12 protein-coding genes are annotated in these 14,488 nt (G+C 71.9%); 8 read left to right on the top strand and 4 right to left on the bottom strand.

Translation table 11 applies throughout. The annotated features are described in order from the left end of the window. The coding region (locus VGD85_RS05285) for a hypothetical protein (RefSeq protein WP_331062399.1) at nucleotides 1–320 on the bottom strand (320 nt) is incomplete at its 3' end. 185 nt (nucleotides 321–505) lie between these two features. Here VGD85_RS05285 and VGD85_RS05280 point away from each other — a divergent pair. Continuing rightward, nucleotides 506–1,966 carry a DUF7059 domain-containing protein gene (locus tag VGD85_RS05280; RefSeq protein ID WP_331062398.1) on the top strand — a complete coding sequence of 487 codons (1,461 nt, stop codon included), beginning with the start codon at nucleotides 506–508 and terminating at the stop codon, nucleotides 1,964–1,966. Nucleotides 1,967–2,020: 54 nt separating this feature from the next. Here VGD85_RS05280 and VGD85_RS05275 read toward each other — a convergent pair whose 3' ends face one another. From VGD85_RS05275 to VGD85_RS05265, 3 genes are all read right to left on the bottom strand, one after another. Further along, the gene (locus VGD85_RS05275) at nucleotides 2,021–2,794 is read right to left on the bottom strand and encodes a hypothetical protein (protein ID WP_331062397.1); all 774 of its coding nucleotides are present in this window, start codon (nucleotides 2,792–2,794) and stop codon (nucleotides 2,021–2,023) included. Nucleotides 2,795–2,879: 85 nt separating this feature from the next. Continuing rightward, on the bottom strand, nucleotides 2,880–3,614 hold the full coding sequence (locus VGD85_RS05270) for a hypothetical protein (RefSeq protein ID WP_331062396.1): 735 nt from the start codon (nucleotides 3,612–3,614) through the stop codon (nucleotides 2,880–2,882). Nucleotides 3,615–3,619: 5 nt separating this feature from the next. Beyond that, nucleotides 3,620–4,132 (bottom strand): RNA polymerase sigma factor, encoded by a 513-nt coding sequence (locus VGD85_RS05265; protein WP_331062395.1) that lies wholly within the window; start codon nucleotides 4,130–4,132, stop codon nucleotides 3,620–3,622. Between the two features lie 169 nt (nucleotides 4,133–4,301). Here VGD85_RS05265 and topA point away from each other — a divergent pair, with 169 nt between their 5' ends. The 7 genes from topA to VGD85_RS05230 form a co-directional block, all read left to right on the top strand. Then, the gene (topA, locus tag VGD85_RS05260) at nucleotides 4,302–7,016 is read left to right on the top strand and encodes a type I DNA topoisomerase (RefSeq protein ID WP_331062394.1); all 2,715 of its coding nucleotides are present in this window, start codon (nucleotides 4,302–4,304) and stop codon (nucleotides 7,014–7,016) included. 35 nt (nucleotides 7,017–7,051) lie between these two features. After that, a complete protein-coding gene (locus tag VGD85_RS05255) occupies nucleotides 7,052–8,080 on the top strand; it encodes a LacI family DNA-binding transcriptional regulator (RefSeq protein WP_331062393.1) in 1,029 nt (342 codons plus the stop codon). Nucleotides 8,081–8,393: 313 nt separating this feature from the next. Further along, on the top strand, nucleotides 8,394–10,070 hold the full coding sequence (araB, locus tag VGD85_RS05250; RefSeq protein ID WP_331062392.1) for a ribulokinase: 1,677 nt from the start codon (nucleotides 8,394–8,396) through the stop codon (nucleotides 10,068–10,070). Next, nucleotides 10,067–10,771: an L-ribulose-5-phosphate 4-epimerase gene (locus tag VGD85_RS05245; protein ID WP_331062391.1), complete on the top strand. Its 705-nt coding sequence runs from the start codon at nucleotides 10,067–10,069 to the stop codon at nucleotides 10,769–10,771. The genes araB and VGD85_RS05245 overlap by 4 nt, the downstream gene beginning before the upstream one ends. Beyond that, the gene (gene araA, locus VGD85_RS05240) at nucleotides 10,768–12,276 is read left to right on the top strand and encodes an L-arabinose isomerase (RefSeq protein WP_331062390.1); all 1,509 of its coding nucleotides are present in this window, start codon (nucleotides 10,768–10,770) and stop codon (nucleotides 12,274–12,276) included. Before VGD85_RS05245 ends, araA begins: the two co-directional genes overlap by 4 nt. A 68-nt stretch (nucleotides 12,277–12,344) precedes the next feature. Continuing rightward, nucleotides 12,345–13,430, top strand: coding sequence for a multiple monosaccharide ABC transporter substrate-binding protein (gene chvE / locus VGD85_RS05235; protein WP_331062389.1), 1,086 nt, complete (start codon nucleotides 12,345–12,347; stop codon nucleotides 13,428–13,430). Between the two features lie 76 nt (nucleotides 13,431–13,506). After that, nucleotides 13,507–14,488: ATP-binding cassette domain-containing protein (locus tag VGD85_RS05230; RefSeq protein WP_331062388.1), on the top strand; the 982-nt coding region annotated here is incomplete at its 3' end.

The following is a 14,488-nucleotide window of genomic DNA, read 5'->3' as shown; positions in this document are numbered from 1 at the left end:
AGCGCGCTGATCTGGTGGCCGACGTCGGACAGCCCGGGGATGTAGGTGCCGCCGGTCGCCCCGGGGATCGGCGTGCCGTCACGCAACCACTGCACGGGCAGCAGCGTGGCCAGCCCGTCGACGAGCACGCTGAGGGGTGTGCCGGCAACGCCGGACCCCGAGAGCACGGGCAGGCCGGCGCGCCGGCCGTCGACTGCCGACGGCGGAGCGGCTCCCTGGGACGGGGTCGCCGTGGAGACCGCCAGACCGGCGGTGACGAGCGCCGTGATCGCGAGCGCTCCGAAGGTGCGAGCGATCCTCTGCCTGGTCGTGCTGTGCATACCGACACTCCCCTCACCGTGCCGGCCTCCCTCCCGAAGGCCGCCGTGGTGGGAATGTAAAGGGACCAAGGTCCCGAACACCACGGGTTCTTCGGGGTTGGCGCCCGACCTCCGCTCTGGTCTAGTCCGTCCGGGCCATCGGGGCCTGGGGTGGTCGCGGGGGACGGAGGCATAGGCTCGGGAGCGTGACAGCTCCCTCGATCTCGGAGCTCCCCGAGCGACTGCGAGCCGCTCTCGTGATGGCCGGGTTCACCTACGACGCCGTGGCCGAGGTCCTCGGGGCCGAGGCGCACGCCGCGCTCGGGCGCAACGAGACGACGCCCGGCCTGCGGCGTACGACCGGCGGCTGGCCGTTGGAGACCCTGATCCGGCTGTTCCTCCTGCAGGCGCCGGTCGGGCTGGCGGCGGCGCAACGGGCCCTGCCGGGGCTGGTGGACCGGCTCGCCGCGGAGGGCTTCTTGGAGCAGACGGTCGGCGAGGTCGCCGCGCGCCTGGACGTGCGGCCCTACGCCACCGACGACCAGCACCTGTGGGTCGTCTCCGACCTGACCCCCGGCCTCGACGGCGGCAGTGGCCGGGTGGGACCCGAGCACGTGCTGGGCATCAGTGCCGCCTCGACCTCGCTCGCCCAGCTCACGCTCCGCGACCCGGTCGGCCGCGCGCTCGATCTCGGCACCGGGTGCGGCGTCCAGGCCCTGCACCTGGCCCGCCACAGCGCCGAGGTCGTCGCGACCGACGTCAACCAGCGGGCCCTGCGCCTGGCCCGCTTCAACCTCGCACTCAACGCGGTCGAGTCCCCGGTCGACGTCCGGGCCGGCTCGTTCTTCGAGCCGGTCGCCCGGGAGGTGTTCGACCTCGTCGTGACCAATCCTCCGTTCGTGATCTCTCCGGCCACCGGCGAACGACTGGTCTACCGCGACTCCGGCCTGCCCGGCGACCGCGTCGTCGAGCACATCGTCCGGACCGCGCCCGAGCACCTCACCGACGGCGGGTGGTGCCAGGTGCTCGCGAACTGGGTCGTCCCCACGGGCGGGGCCTGGGAGGAGCGGATCGCGGGCTGGGTCCCGGACGGCTGCGACGCCTTGGTCGTGCAGCGCGAGCTGGTCGACCCGGCGGCGTACGTCGAGCTCTGGCTCAAGGACGCGGGCCTGCACGGGTCGGCGGACTACCTCGTGCGCTACGACACCTGGCTGTCGTGGTTCGAGGACCAGGGCATCGAGGCGGTCGGCTTCGGCTGGATCAACCTGCGCCGCAGCGGCGGCGATGCGCGCGAGCTCGTCTCGTGGCCCTACGACGTGGAGCAGCCGATCGCGCCGGCGATCTCGGGCTGGGCGGCTGCCAGGGACGCCGTCGTCGACCTCGACAGCCACCTGCGGCTGCGCTCGGACGTCGTGCAGGAGACCAGGGGGCAGCCGGGAGCTGCGGACCCGGAGGCCGTCGTGCTGCGCCAGCAGCGAGGCCTGCGGCGGGCCCGGCAGGTCGACACCGTCGAGGCGGCGCTCGCGGGGGCCTGCGACGGTGAGCTGAGCGTCGGTCAGATCCTCGAGGCGATCGCCCGGTTGCTCGACCGCGATGCCGCCGCCACGCGCGAGGAGTACCTGCCCGTCGCGCGCTCCCTGGTCGCCGAGGGCTTCCTGCTCGCCTGACCCGCCTCGGACGGCGGGTCGGTCGGCGGGTCGGTCGGCGGGTCACGCGGCGGGTCACGCGGCGGCGGCCGCGGCGCGGGCCCGGTCGCGGATCCGGATGAGCCGTGCCCGCGTCCCGCCCAGCAGGAGGTCGGGGCGACCCAGCTCGAGCAGATCCGGGACGCCGCCCGGCCGCCCCCACCGCCCGACGGGGTCGCGGAACCCGATCAGCGCGGACCGGACGGTGGTGCCGTACCCCGACGCGGGCGAGCGGAGGGCGAGCGCCTGCTGCACCACCCCGACGCGCAGCCCGCCCACCGGGCTGAACAGGCCGTTGGCCTTGCCGACCACCCAACAGATGCCGCCGGCCACGTGGCCCGCGGTCGCGGCCCGGGTGACCACCTCCGGGTCGTCCGCCCACAGCGCGAGCAGGGCGTGGCGGAAGGCGTAGGACGTCTCCGCGTCGAAGCAACGCTCGGCGACCGCGTCGAGGAGGTCGGCGGTCGCCTCGACGCGCTCCCGGTCGGCGGGGTGCGGGTACTCGGTCGGCAGGTCGATGCGATCGTCGGTCAGCGGCTCGTCGGTGAGCCGGTCGACGGCAGCGGCGCCACCGCAGACCCCGATCAGCCACTGCCGCACGCGCTCGTGCGGCGCCGGCGGGGGCGGCTCGGGCGGCCGCGCCTCCCGGTCGTGCCGCAGTGCGACCGCCTCCCACTGGGTGCCGATCGCCGGCTCGCGCCAGGTGTCGACGAGGCGGCCGTCGACGAAGACCAGGTGGGTCACCCGGTCGAGCCGCGGCTCCTCGCCGTAGCTCTCGAAGCCGGCATAGGGGTAGTCATAGGGGTGCATCGGACCTCCGATCGGGATGGGGCGCCCACGCTGGCACGCCCCACCCCCGATCCGGCGTCGTCATCCACAGCCCGCGGCGACGGTCTCAGTCCAGCGCGCCCGCGAGGTCGAGGGCCTGCTTGCCCTCCTCGCTGCCGAGGGTCGCGTCCACCTCGAGTCGCAGCACCGGGACGGGGTCGCAGGCGGCCTCGAGCACCCGCACCGTTCCCGTCTGGCCGCCCGCGTCGCTCGAGACCTCGTTGCCGTCCTTCGCGCCCTCGGTGTCGGCCATGAACAGCAGGATCGGGAGGTCGTCGGACGACCGCGCCGGGTGATCGAGCGGGAAGGTGAAGGTCGGCTCGTCCTGCAGCTGCGCCACCCGGCCCTCGACGTAGACGAACGGCTGACGCAGCACCGGGTCCTTCTCCAGGTCGCCGTCGAACGCGATCGGGCTGTAGGCCCAGATCCGGCCCTTCCGCGGGTCGCCCATCGGCTGGCCGTCGGTGGTCTTCGGTGGATCGCAGCTGATCGTGACGTCGTCGAACGCGTACGTCGAGCCGTCGGGCCGGGTCAGCACGAGGGTGCTGACGGGCCCGCTCGGCTGATCGACCGCGACGGTGTCGCCCGGCCCGCCGTCGCCCGACGTGGCCGCGACCACCGCACCGCCCGCGACGACCGCGGCGGCCAGCGTGCCGGCGACGATCCCGGTGCGCCGGCGCCGGCGGCGTACGGACACCCGCCGCTCGACGCGCCGGGCCACGTCCACCGGCGGGGCCAGGGCGGCGTCGAGGCGCGCGTAGCCGTCCTTGATCTGCTGCTCGGTCATCTGCTCCGCGTTCATCCAGCTCAGTCCTCTCGTGTGACGGTGGTGCGCAGCGGGCCGTGCTCGCGCGCGTGATGTCGCAGCCGCTCGGTCCCGCGGGACAGTTGGCTCTTCACGGTTCCTTCCGAGCAGCCCATCCGCTCGGCGATGCCGCGGACGTCGAGGTCCTCGACGTAGCGCAGGGCCAGGGCGGTGCGCTGGCGCGGAGTGAGCGTCGCGAGCGCCTCGACCAGCCACGCGTCGATCTCGCCCACGACCTCGAGCGGCGCCTCCTCGCTCGGCGTGCCCACGAGCGGGAGCTCGCGGCGCAGCCGGCGGATCCGGTCGATGTTGAGCCGCACCATCACCGTCCGGGCGTACGCCGCCGGCTGCTCGAGCCGGGTCCGGCCCCACCGCTCGGCGACGCGCGCCAACGTCTCCTGGGTCAGGTCCCACGCATCGTGCGGGTTCGCCGTCAGGGCGTGCGCGAAGCCCAGCAGCGGCGCGCTCTGCAGCGCCGCGAAGTCCGCGAAGTCCGTGTCCGTGCCGGCTTGCATCCAGGCCCTCCCGAGGGTCGTCCGCCGCTCATCTACTGTCCCTTGACGGGGGACCGGTGCGAAACGTTGACGGACGCTCCGGACGGGGCCGTGACCGACACGCGCTACCGTGTCCAGCCGCACGTACTTTCGGGAGACCCGAGCCCGTCCAGCAGGAGAGAGAAGAGCAGTGGCCCACAAGTTGGTCATCGTCGAGTCGCCGGCGAAGGCCCGCACGATCGGCGGGTACCTCGGCCAGGGCTATGTCGTCGAGTCCTCGATCGGCCACATTCGCGACCTCCCGCAGAGCGCCGCGGACACCCCGGCGAAGATCAAGGACAAGCCGTGGGGCCGGCTCGCCGTCGACGTCGACAACGGCTTCGAGCCCTACTACGTGGTGCCGCGCGACAAGAAGTCGCACATCTCCAAGCTCAAGACCCTGCTCAAGGAGGCCGACGAGCTCTACCTCGCCACCGATGAGGACCGCGAGGGCGAGGCCATCGCCTGGCACCTGCTCGACGAGCTCAAGCCCAAGGGCATCCCGGTCAAGCGGATGGTCTTCCACGAGATCACCAAGCCGGCGATCCTCGCCGCCGCCGAGCACCCCCGCGACCTCGACATGGACCTCGTCGAGGCCCAGGAGGCGCGCCGCATCCTCGACCGTCTCTACGGCTACGAGGTCAGCCCGGTGCTGTGGAAGAAGGTCATGTCCGGCCTCTCCGCCGGCCGCGTGCAGTCGGTCGCCACCCGGCTGGTGGTCGACCGCGAGCGGGAGCGGATGGCGTTCCGGGTCGCGTCCTACTGGGACCTCGAGGGCACCTTCGACGCCGGGGCGAGCAAGGAGCCCCGGATGTTCCCGGCCAAGCTCCACTCCATCGACGGCGGCCGGGTCGCGGGCGGGTCGGACTTCGGGGCCGACGGCCTGCTCAAGAGCAAGAAGGGCGAGCGGGTCCACCTGGACCGCGCCGCCGCCGAGGCGCTGGTGACCGCGCTCGCGGACACGACGTACGACGTCCGATCGGTCGAGGCCAAGCCCTACCGGCGCTCGCCGTACGCGCCGTTCCGCACCACCACGCTCCAGCAGGAGGCCAGCCGCAAGCTTGGCATGAGCGCCTCGGTGACGATGTCGGTCGCGCAGCGGCTCTACGAGAACGGCTTCATCACCTACATGCGCACCGACTCCACCACGCTCTCCGACGCCGCGGTCGGGGCGGCGCGGGCGCAGGTGCGCGAGCTGTACGGCGCCGAGTACCTCCCCGACGCGCCGCGCACCTACGCCAGCAAGGTCAAGAACGCCCAGGAGGCGCACGAGGCGATCCGGCCCGCGGGCGACTCCTTCCGCACCCCGGCGCAGACCGGCCTGACCGGGGACCAGTTCCGGCTCTACGAGCTGATCTGGATGCGCACCGTCGCGTCGCAGATGAAGGACGCCGTCGGCCAGTCCGTCTCCGTGCGCATCGGCGGGGCGGCCGCCGACGGCCGCGACGTGGTGTTCGCGGCGTCCGGCCGCGTGATCACGTTCCACGGGTTCCTCAAGGCCTACGTCGAGGGCACCGAGGGCGGCAAGCGCAGCGACGACGACCAGGTGCCGCTGCCCGACCTCCACGAGGGCGACGCCGTCTCGGCCGCGTCCCTGGCGGCCAACGGCCACGAGACCAAGCCGCCGGCCCGCTACACCGAGGCGACGCTGATCAAGGAGCTGGAGGACCGCGAGATCGGCCGGCCCTCGACGTACGCCTCGATCATCGGCACGATCCTCAACCGCGGCTACGTCTACAAGAAGGGCACCGCGCTGGTGCCGGCGTGGCTGGCGTTCTCGGTGACCCGGCTGCTCGAGGAGCACTTCCCGCGGCAGGTGTCCTACGAGTTCACCGCCGGCATGGAGGACGTGCTCGACGAGATCGCCGCCGGGCGCAAGGACCTGCAGTCGGAGCTGGGCGAGTTCTACTACGGCTCCGACAGCGTCATCGGGCTCAAGCCGCTCGTGGACGGCCTCGGCGAGATCGACGCCCGCGAGCTGGCGACCTTCCCGGTCGGCGGCCCGGACTCGGGCATCCATCTGAGGGTCGGCCGCTACGGCCCCTACCTGGAGGGCCCCGACGAGGACGGTACGCCGTACGCCCGCCGCGCCAACGTGCCCGACGACCTGCCTCCCGACGAGCTCACGGTCGAGAAGGCCAAGGAGCTGCTCGCCAACCCGGCCGGCGAGGAGATCCAGCTCGGCCGGCACCCCGAGTCCGGGCTGGAGATCGTCGCCAAGAACGGCCGCTTCGGTCCCTATGTCACCGAGGTGCTCCCCGAGGACGCGCCCAAGGGTGCCAAGCCCCGCACCGGGTCGCTGTTCAAGTCGATGTCCTTGGACACGGTCACCCTCGACGACGCGCTCAAGCTGCTCTCGCTGCCTCGGGTGGTCGGGACCGCCGAGGACGGCGAGGAGATCACCGCCCAGAACGGCCGCTACGGCCCGTACCTGAAGAAGGGCACGGACTCCCGCTCCCTCGCGTCGGAGGACCAGCTGCTCACGATCACGCTCGAGGAGGCGCTGCGGATCTACGCCCAGCCCAAGCAGCGCGGCCGGGCGGCAGCGGCGGCGCCGCTCAAGGAGCTCGGCAACGACCCGGTGTCCGGCCAGCCGGTCGTGGTGAAGGCGGGCCGGTTCGGCGAGTACGTCACCGACGGCGAGTACAACGCGACGCTGCGCAAGGAGGACTCGGTCGAGTCCATCACGATCGAGCGGGCAGCCGAGCTGCTCGCCGAGCGGCGCGCGAAGGGCCCGGCGAAGAAGGCCGCCAAGCGGGGCGCGAAGAAGACCGCCGCCAAGAAGGCCACGACGAAGAAGGCCGCCGCGAAGAAGGCGCCAGCCAAGAAGACCACCACGAAGAAGGCCGCCACCAAGCGGGCCTGAGCCGCTCGCGAGGTCCGTACGCGTAGCCTTCGACCATGCCCGCGAGGAGCCCGAAGCGCCATCCCACGATGGCCGACGTGGCGGCCCGCGCGGGGGTCTCCCACCAGACGGTCTCGCGGGTGATCAACAACGCGCCGAGCGTCCGGCCGGAGACCGCCTCCCGCGTGCAGGCGGCGATCGTCGACCTCGGCTATCGGCCGAACCGGTCGGCGCGGCTGCTCGCCTCGAAGCACTCGCGGCTGATCGGCGTCGCGACCTGGGGCACCAGTCACCACGGTCCGCAGCAGGTGCTGCTCGCCCTGGACGCGGCGGCCCGGCGGGTCGGCTACCGCCTCGCGGTGAGCACCCTGCACGCGCTCACCGAGGAGGACACCCGCGAGGGCGTGGAGGAGCTGTTGCAGCTCGGCGTCGAGGCGGTGGTGCTGATCATCCCGCACGAGTCGATGCTGCGGTTCGCCAAGAGCGCCGATCTGGAGGTGCCGACCGTGGTCGTCGAGGGCGACCTCTCCCGGCTGCCCCTGACCGTCGGCATCGACAACGTCCAAGGCGGCCAGCTCGCCACCCGCCACCTGCTCGAGCTCGGGCACCGCACCGTCGTGCACGTCGCCGGCCCGCCCGGCTGGGCCGAGGCCTCGGCCCGGGTGGACGGCTGGCGGCTCGAGCTCGAGGCGTGGGGCCGCGAGGTGCCGCCGCTGCGGTGGGGCGGCGACTGGAGCGCGCGCAGCGGGTACGACGCCGGCGTCTCGTTGGCGCGCGACCCGGACGTGACCGCGATCTTCGCGGCCAACGACCAGATGGCGATGGGGGTGAACGCGGCGCTGCGCGAGGCCGGCCGGCGCATCCCCGACGACGTCTCGATCGTCGGGTTCGACGACCTGCCGGAGTCGGCGTACCTCGACCCGCCCCTGACCTCGGTGCGTCAGGACTTCGTCGAGCTCGGTGTCCGCGCGATGAGCGTGCTGGAGCGGGCGCTGGCCGGGGAGCGCGAGGCGTCCGTCGACCTGGTGCCCACGACGCTCGTGGTGCGCTCCTCGACGTCCTCGCCGCGGGTGCCGGTCACCTGACCCATCGCTCGTCGGCGCTCGCCGGCTCGCCGAGATCGCTCGGGCCGGCCGATCCGTCGTTTGGTCACCAACCGCACTCCGGGAGCGCTCCCATCCGTGGTTGGTGACCAAACCGCAGCCCAGGAGCCACTCGGGCGTGCCGCCGACGCTGCCTCGATCGGCGCCGTGATCTGGGCGTGATCTGACCAATGTCCCGGTGGACGAGACCTTTCGTCCCCAACTTCGGTGCACCCCTTGACGACGGCAATGTGAGCGCTCACACTCATGTGAACGCTCACAAACATGACGGTCGTCACAAGGAGGTGACCCGCCCGTGGCTGCAGACAGGCGCCCCGAGCTCGTGGTCGGCGTGGACTACGGCACCCTGTCCGGTCGGGCGGTCGTCGTCCGGGTCGAGGACGGTGCCGAGCTGGGCTCGGCCACCCACGAGTACCCCCACGGCGTCTTGGACCGCCAGCTGCCCGACGGCACCCCGCTGGGCCCCGACTGGGCGCTCCAGGTGCCGGCCGACTACATCGACGTGCTGCGCATCGCCGTCCCCGCCGCCCTCGAGGCGGCAGCCGCCGACCCGGCGCAGGTCATCGCGATCGGCACCGACTTCACCGCCTGCACGATGGTGCCGACCACCGAGGACGGCACGCCGCTCAACGAGGTCGAGGGCAACGCCGGCGAGCCGCACGCCTACGTCAAGCTCTGGAAGCACCACGCGGCGCAGCCCCAGGCCGACCGGATCAACGCCCTCGCGGCCAAGCGCGGCGAGGCGTGGCTGCCGCGGTACGGCGGCCTGATCTCCTCGGAGTGGGAGTTCGCCAAGGGCCTGCAGCTGCTCGAGGAGAGCCCGGAGATCTACCGCGCCACCGCCCACTGGGTCGAGGCGGCCGACTGGATCGTGTGGCAGCTGTGCGGCCGCTACGTCCGCAACGCCTGCACGGCCGGCTACAAGGGCATCTTCCAGGACGGGACCTACCCGACCCGCGACTTCCTCGCCGAGCTGCACCCCGACTTCGCCGGCTTCGTCGACGACCTGCTGCAGCCCGTCTCGGGCCAGCTCGGCACCCCCGCCGGCCGGCTCACCGAGCAGGCCGCCGCGTGGACCGGTCTGCCCGCCGGCATCGTCGTCGCGGTCGGCAACGTCGACGCCCACGTCACCGCGCCCGCTGCGCAGTCCACCGAGGCCGGCCAGATGCTCGCGATCATGGGCACCTCGACCTGCCACATCATGAACGGCGGGGTGCTCCGCGAGGTCCCCGGCATGTGCGGCGTCGTCGACGGCGGCGTCACCCCGGGCCTGTGGGGCTACGAGGCCGGCCAGTCCGGCGTCGGCGACATCTTCAACTGGTTCGTCACCAACGCGGTCCCCGCGTCGTACGCCGAGGAGGCCGCGGCCCGCGGGCTCGACGTGCACGAGCTGCTGACCGAGAAGGCCGCGGCGCAGGCCGTCGGCGAGCACGGCCTGCTCGCCCTCGACTGGCACAGCGGCAACCGGTCCGTGCTCGTCGACCACGAGCTGAGCGGCCTGATCCTGGGCCTGACGCTGTCGACGCGCCCGGAGGAGATCTACCGGGCGCTCATCGAGGCGACGGCCTTCGGCACCAGGGTGATCGTCGAGGCGTTCGAGGGCTCGGGCGTCCCCGTCACCGAGTTCGTCGCCGCCGGCGGGCTGCTCAAGAACGCGCTGCTGATGCAGATCTACGCCGACGTCCTCGACATGCCGATCTCCGTGATCCGCTCCGAGCAGGGCCCGGCGCTCGGGTCGGCCATCCACGCCGCGGTCGCCGCCGGCGCCTACCCCGACATCCACGCCGCGTCCGCCGCGATGGGCGGCGTCGAGCGCGGTGCCTACCACCCGGACCCGGCCCGGGCGGCGGCGTACGACGTGCTGTTCGCGGAGTACCGCAAGCTCCACGACTACTTCGGTCGCGGCACCAACGACGTGATGCGCCGCCTGCGCGCGATCCGCCGCGAGGCGCACGCCGGGGGTGCGGTGTGAGCGGGGTGCCGGCCGGGAGCCGCGAGGCCGTCCGCCGGCTGCAGGCCGAGGTCGCCGCCCTGCACGCCGAGCTCACCCGCTACCAGCTCGTCGTCTGGACCGCCGGCAACGTCTCGGGACGGGTGCCCGGCACCGACCTGTTCGTGATCAAGCCCTCGGGCGTCTCCTACGACGAGCTCGACGCCGACGCGATGGTCGTCTGCGACCTCGACGGCAACCTGGTCGAGGGGGAGCGACAGCCCAGCTCCGACACCGCGGCCCACGCCTACGTCTACCGGCACCTGCCCGAGGTCGGCGGGGTCGTGCACACCCACTCGACGTACGCCACCGCCTGGGCCGCGCGCGGCGAGCCGGTCCCGTGCGTGCTCACGATGGCCGCCGACGAGTTCGGCGGTGAGATCCCGATCGGTCCGTTCGCGCTGATCGGCGACGACTCGATCGGCCGCGGCATCGTGGAGACCCTCCGGGAGAGCCGGTCGCCGGCCGTGCTCATGCAGAACCACGGCCCGTTCACCGTCGGGCGCGACGCCCGGTCGGCGGTCAAGGCGGCCGTCATGGTCGAGGACGTCGCCCGCACCGTGCACATCGCCCGGCAGCTCGGCGCGCCGCTCCCGATCGCGCAGGAGCACGTCGACTCGCTCTACGACCGCTACCAGAACGTGTACGGCCAGACCCAGCAGCAGACCGGAGGAGTCGCGTGACCCAGCAGCCGCAAGACCTCGAGATCTGGTTCCTCACCGGGAGCCAGCACCTGTACGGGCCCGAGGTCATCGACCAGGTCGCCGAGCACGCTGCGCAGATCGTGGCCGCGCTCGACGCCTCGCCGCACCTGCCGGTGCGGGTCGTCGCCAAGCCCGTCCTCACCGAGACCGACTCGATCCGGCGGGCGCTCCTGGACGCGACCGCCACCGACGCGTGCGTCGGCGTCATCGCGTGGATGCACACGTTCAGCCCCGCGAAGATGTGGATCACCGGGCTCGACGCCCTCCGCAAGCCGCTGCTGCACCTGCACACGCAGGCGAACCAGGCGCTGCCGTGGGCCGAGATCGACATGGACTTCATGAACCTCAACCAGGCCGCCCACGGCGACCGGGAGTTCGCGTCGGTCCAGACCCGGATGGGGGTCGTCCGCAAGACGGTCACCGGCCACGTCGAGGACCCGGAGGTCGCGCGCCGGATCGGCGTGTGGGCACGGGCCGCGCTGGGCCGGCACGCGATGACCGGCATGCGCCTCGCGCGGTTCGGCGACAACATGCGCAACGTCGCGGTCACCGACGGCGACAAGGTCGAGGCCGAGCGCCGCTTCGGCGTCGCGGTCAACACCTGGGGCGTCAACGACCTGGTCGCGGTCGTCGACGCGGTCGCCGACGTGGACGTCGACAAGCTCTGCGAGGAGTACGCCGACACCTACGACGTCGCCCCCGAGCTGCTGCCCTCCGGCGAGCGGCACGAGTCGCTGCGCTACGGCGCCCGGATCGAGGTGGCGCTGCGGACGTTCCTCACCGACGGCGGGTTCACGGCGTTCACCACCAACTTCGAGGACCTCGGTGGCCTGCGCCAGCTCCCGGGCCTGGCCGTCCAGCGCTTGATGGCCGACGGTTACGGCTTCGGCGCGGAGGGCGACTGGAAGACCTCGGTCCTGCTGCGCACCCTCAAGGTCGCCGCCGAGGGACTGCCGGGCGGCACGTCCTTCATGGAGGACTACACCTACCACCTGGTCCCCGGCGAGGAGCGGATCCTCGGCGCCCACATGCTCGAGGTCTGCCCGAGCATCGCGCAGGCCCGCCCGAGCCTGGAGATCCACCCGCTGGGCATCGGCGGACGCGAGGACCCGGTCCGCCTGGTCTTCGACGCCACCCCCGGCGCGGGCGTGGTCCTCGGCTTCGCCGACCTCGGCGACCGGTTCCGCTTCGTCGGCAACGAGATCGAGGTCGTTCCCCCGACCGAGCCGTTGCCGAACCTCCCGGTCGCGCGCGCCGTGTGGCGCCCGACCCCCGACCTCCGCACGTCGACCGAGGCCTGGCTGATGGCCGGCGGGCCGCACCACACGGTGCTGTCCACCGCTCTCAGCGCCGAGCACCTCGACGACCTCGCGGAGATGACCGGCACGGAGCTCGTGCTGATCGACGCCGACACCACGATCCGCGGCCTGGCCAAGGAGCTGCGGTGGAGTGCGGCGTACCACCGACTGGCGCTGGGGCTGTGATGGGCCCCGCGACCGGAGCAGGGTGCGGGACGGACCTGCGCCCCCAGGTAGTGAATTGGAGAAGGTGCATGCGCAAGCTACTCACCACGATCGTCGCAGGCAGCCTTGCGCTGACGCTCGCCGCGTGCGGCGGCGACGACGACTCGAAGGGCGAAGACGGCTCCGGCGGCGGCGGGACCATCGGTGTCGCGATGCCGACCAAGTCGTCCGAGCGCTGGATCGCCGATGGCAACAACATCAAGAAGCAGCTCGAGGACGCCGGCTACTCGGTCGACCTGCAGTACGCCGAGGACGACATCCCGACCCAGGTCTCCCAGGTCGAGAACATGGTCACCAAGGGCGTCGACATGCTGGTCATCGCAGCGATCGACGGCACCGCGCTGGGCGACGTGCTCGACACCGCCGCCAGCCAGGACATCGACATCATCTCGTACGACCGCCTGATCCGGGAGTCCGACGCCGTCAGCTACTACACGACGTTCGACAACTTCCAGGTCGGCGTCATCCAGGCGCAGTCGCTGGTCGACGGCCTCAAGGCCAAGGGCGACGGCCCCTACAACGTCGAGCTGTTCGCGGGCTCGCCCGACGACAACAACGCGACGTTCTTCTGGAACGGCGCCATGTCGATCCTGCAGCCGATGATCGACTCCGGCGACATCGTGGTGCCCTCGGGTCAGACCGACTTCGAGCAGGCCGCGATCCTGCGGTGGGACCCCGCCACGGCCCAGAAGCGCATGGAGGACATCCTCACCAAGACCTACGCCTCCAAGACCGTCCAGGGCGTCCTCTCGCCCTACGACGGCCTCTCGCTCGGCATCATCGCCGCGCTCCAGGGCAACGGCTACGGCCCCGGTGGCAAGGACCTGCCGATCGTGACCGGTCAGGACGCCGAGGTGCAGTCGGTCAAGTCGATCATGGCCGGTGAGCAGTACTCCACGGTGTTCAAGGACACCCGCGACCTCGCCGAGGTCACCGTCAACATGATCAAGGCCCTCAGCGCGGGCGACGAGCCCGAGGTCAACGACACCGAGACGTACGACAACGGCGTCAAGGTCGTCCCGTCGTACCTCCTCGACCCGGTGCTCGTCACCAAGGAGAACGTGCAGACGGCTCTCGTCGACACGGGCTACTACACCGCGGACGAGCTGAAGTGATCCTCCCGCGGGCGGGCCTGGCGACCCCGGGCCCGCCCGCGGGCTACCAACCCTGAACCACCGAGGAGGTGGCCCCATGGCCCAGCCGATCCTGGAGATGCGCTCGATCACCAAGCGCTTCCCCGGCGTGCTGGCGCTGTCGGACGTCAACCTCGCCGTCGTGCGTGGCGAGATCCACGCCATCTGCGGTGAGAACGGCGCCGGCAAGTCGACGCTGATGAAGGTGCTGAGCGGTGTCCACCCGCACGGGACCTACGAGGGCGAGATCGTCTACGAGGGACAGCCCGTCGAGTTCTCGAACATCCGGCAGAGCGAGGCGGCCGGCATCGTCATCATCCACCAGGAGCTGGCGCTGATCCCGGAGCTCTCGATCGCCGAGAACATCTTCCTCGGCAACGAGACCGCGACCCGCGGCGTGATCAACTGGGACGAGGCGAACAGCCGGGCCATCGACCTGATGGCGCGCGTGGGGCTGCGGGAGAACCCCCTCACGGCGGTCAAGAACCTCGGCATCGGCAAGCAGCAGCTCGTCGAGATCGCCAAGGCGCTGAGCAAGGAGGTCAAGCTCCTCATCCTCGACGAGCCGACCGCCGCGCTCAACGACGAGGACTCCAACCACCTGCTGGACCTGCTCAAGGGCCTGCAGGGCAAGGGCATCACCTCGATCATGATCAGCCACAAGCTGAACGAGATCGCCCGCATCTCCGACTCCATCACGATCCTCCGCGACGGCAAGACCATCGAGACGCTCGAGATGCGCGGCGACGAGAAGGTCAGCGAGGAGCGCATCATCCGGGGCATGGTCGGGCGCTCGCTCGACAACCGGTTCCCGGACCACACGCCGAACATCGGCGAGGAGGTCCTGCGCATCGAGGAGTGGACCGTCCACCACCCGATCGACCAGACCCGCCGCGTCGTCGACAGCGCCTCGCTCAGCGTGCGCCGCGGTGAGATCGTCGGCGTCGCGGGCCTCATGGGTGCGGGACGCACCGAGCTCGCGATGAGCCTGTTCGGCCGTTCCTACGGGTCGCGCGTCAGCGGCCGCGTCTACAAGGACG

This window comes from Nocardioides sp., from assembly GCF_036401255.1.
GTDB lineage: Bacteria > Actinomycetota > Actinomycetes > Propionibacteriales > Nocardioidaceae > Nocardioides.
The sequence above is the reverse complement of the archived record's forward strand: the minus strand, read 5'-3'. Positions and strand labels throughout refer to the sequence as shown.

Excerpts from the sequence above, each read along its gene's own strand:
- VGD85_RS05275 (WP_331062397.1), bottom strand. The coding sequence starts at position 2,794 with ATGCACCCCTATGACTACCCCTATGCCGGCTTCGAGAGCTACGGCGAG.
- VGD85_RS05270 (WP_331062396.1), bottom strand. The coding sequence starts at position 3,614 with ATGAACGCGGAGCAGATGACCGAGCAGCAGATCAAGGACGGCTACGCG.
- VGD85_RS05265 (WP_331062395.1), bottom strand. The coding sequence starts at position 4,132 with ATGCAAGCCGGCACGGACACGGACTTCGCGGACTTCGCGGCGCTGCAG.
- VGD85_RS05255 (WP_331062393.1), top strand. The coding sequence starts at position 7,052 with ATGCCCGCGAGGAGCCCGAAGCGCCATCCCACGATGGCCGACGTGGCG.
- chvE (WP_331062389.1), top strand. The coding sequence starts at position 12,345 with ATGCGCAAGCTACTCACCACGATCGTCGCAGGCAGCCTTGCGCTGACG.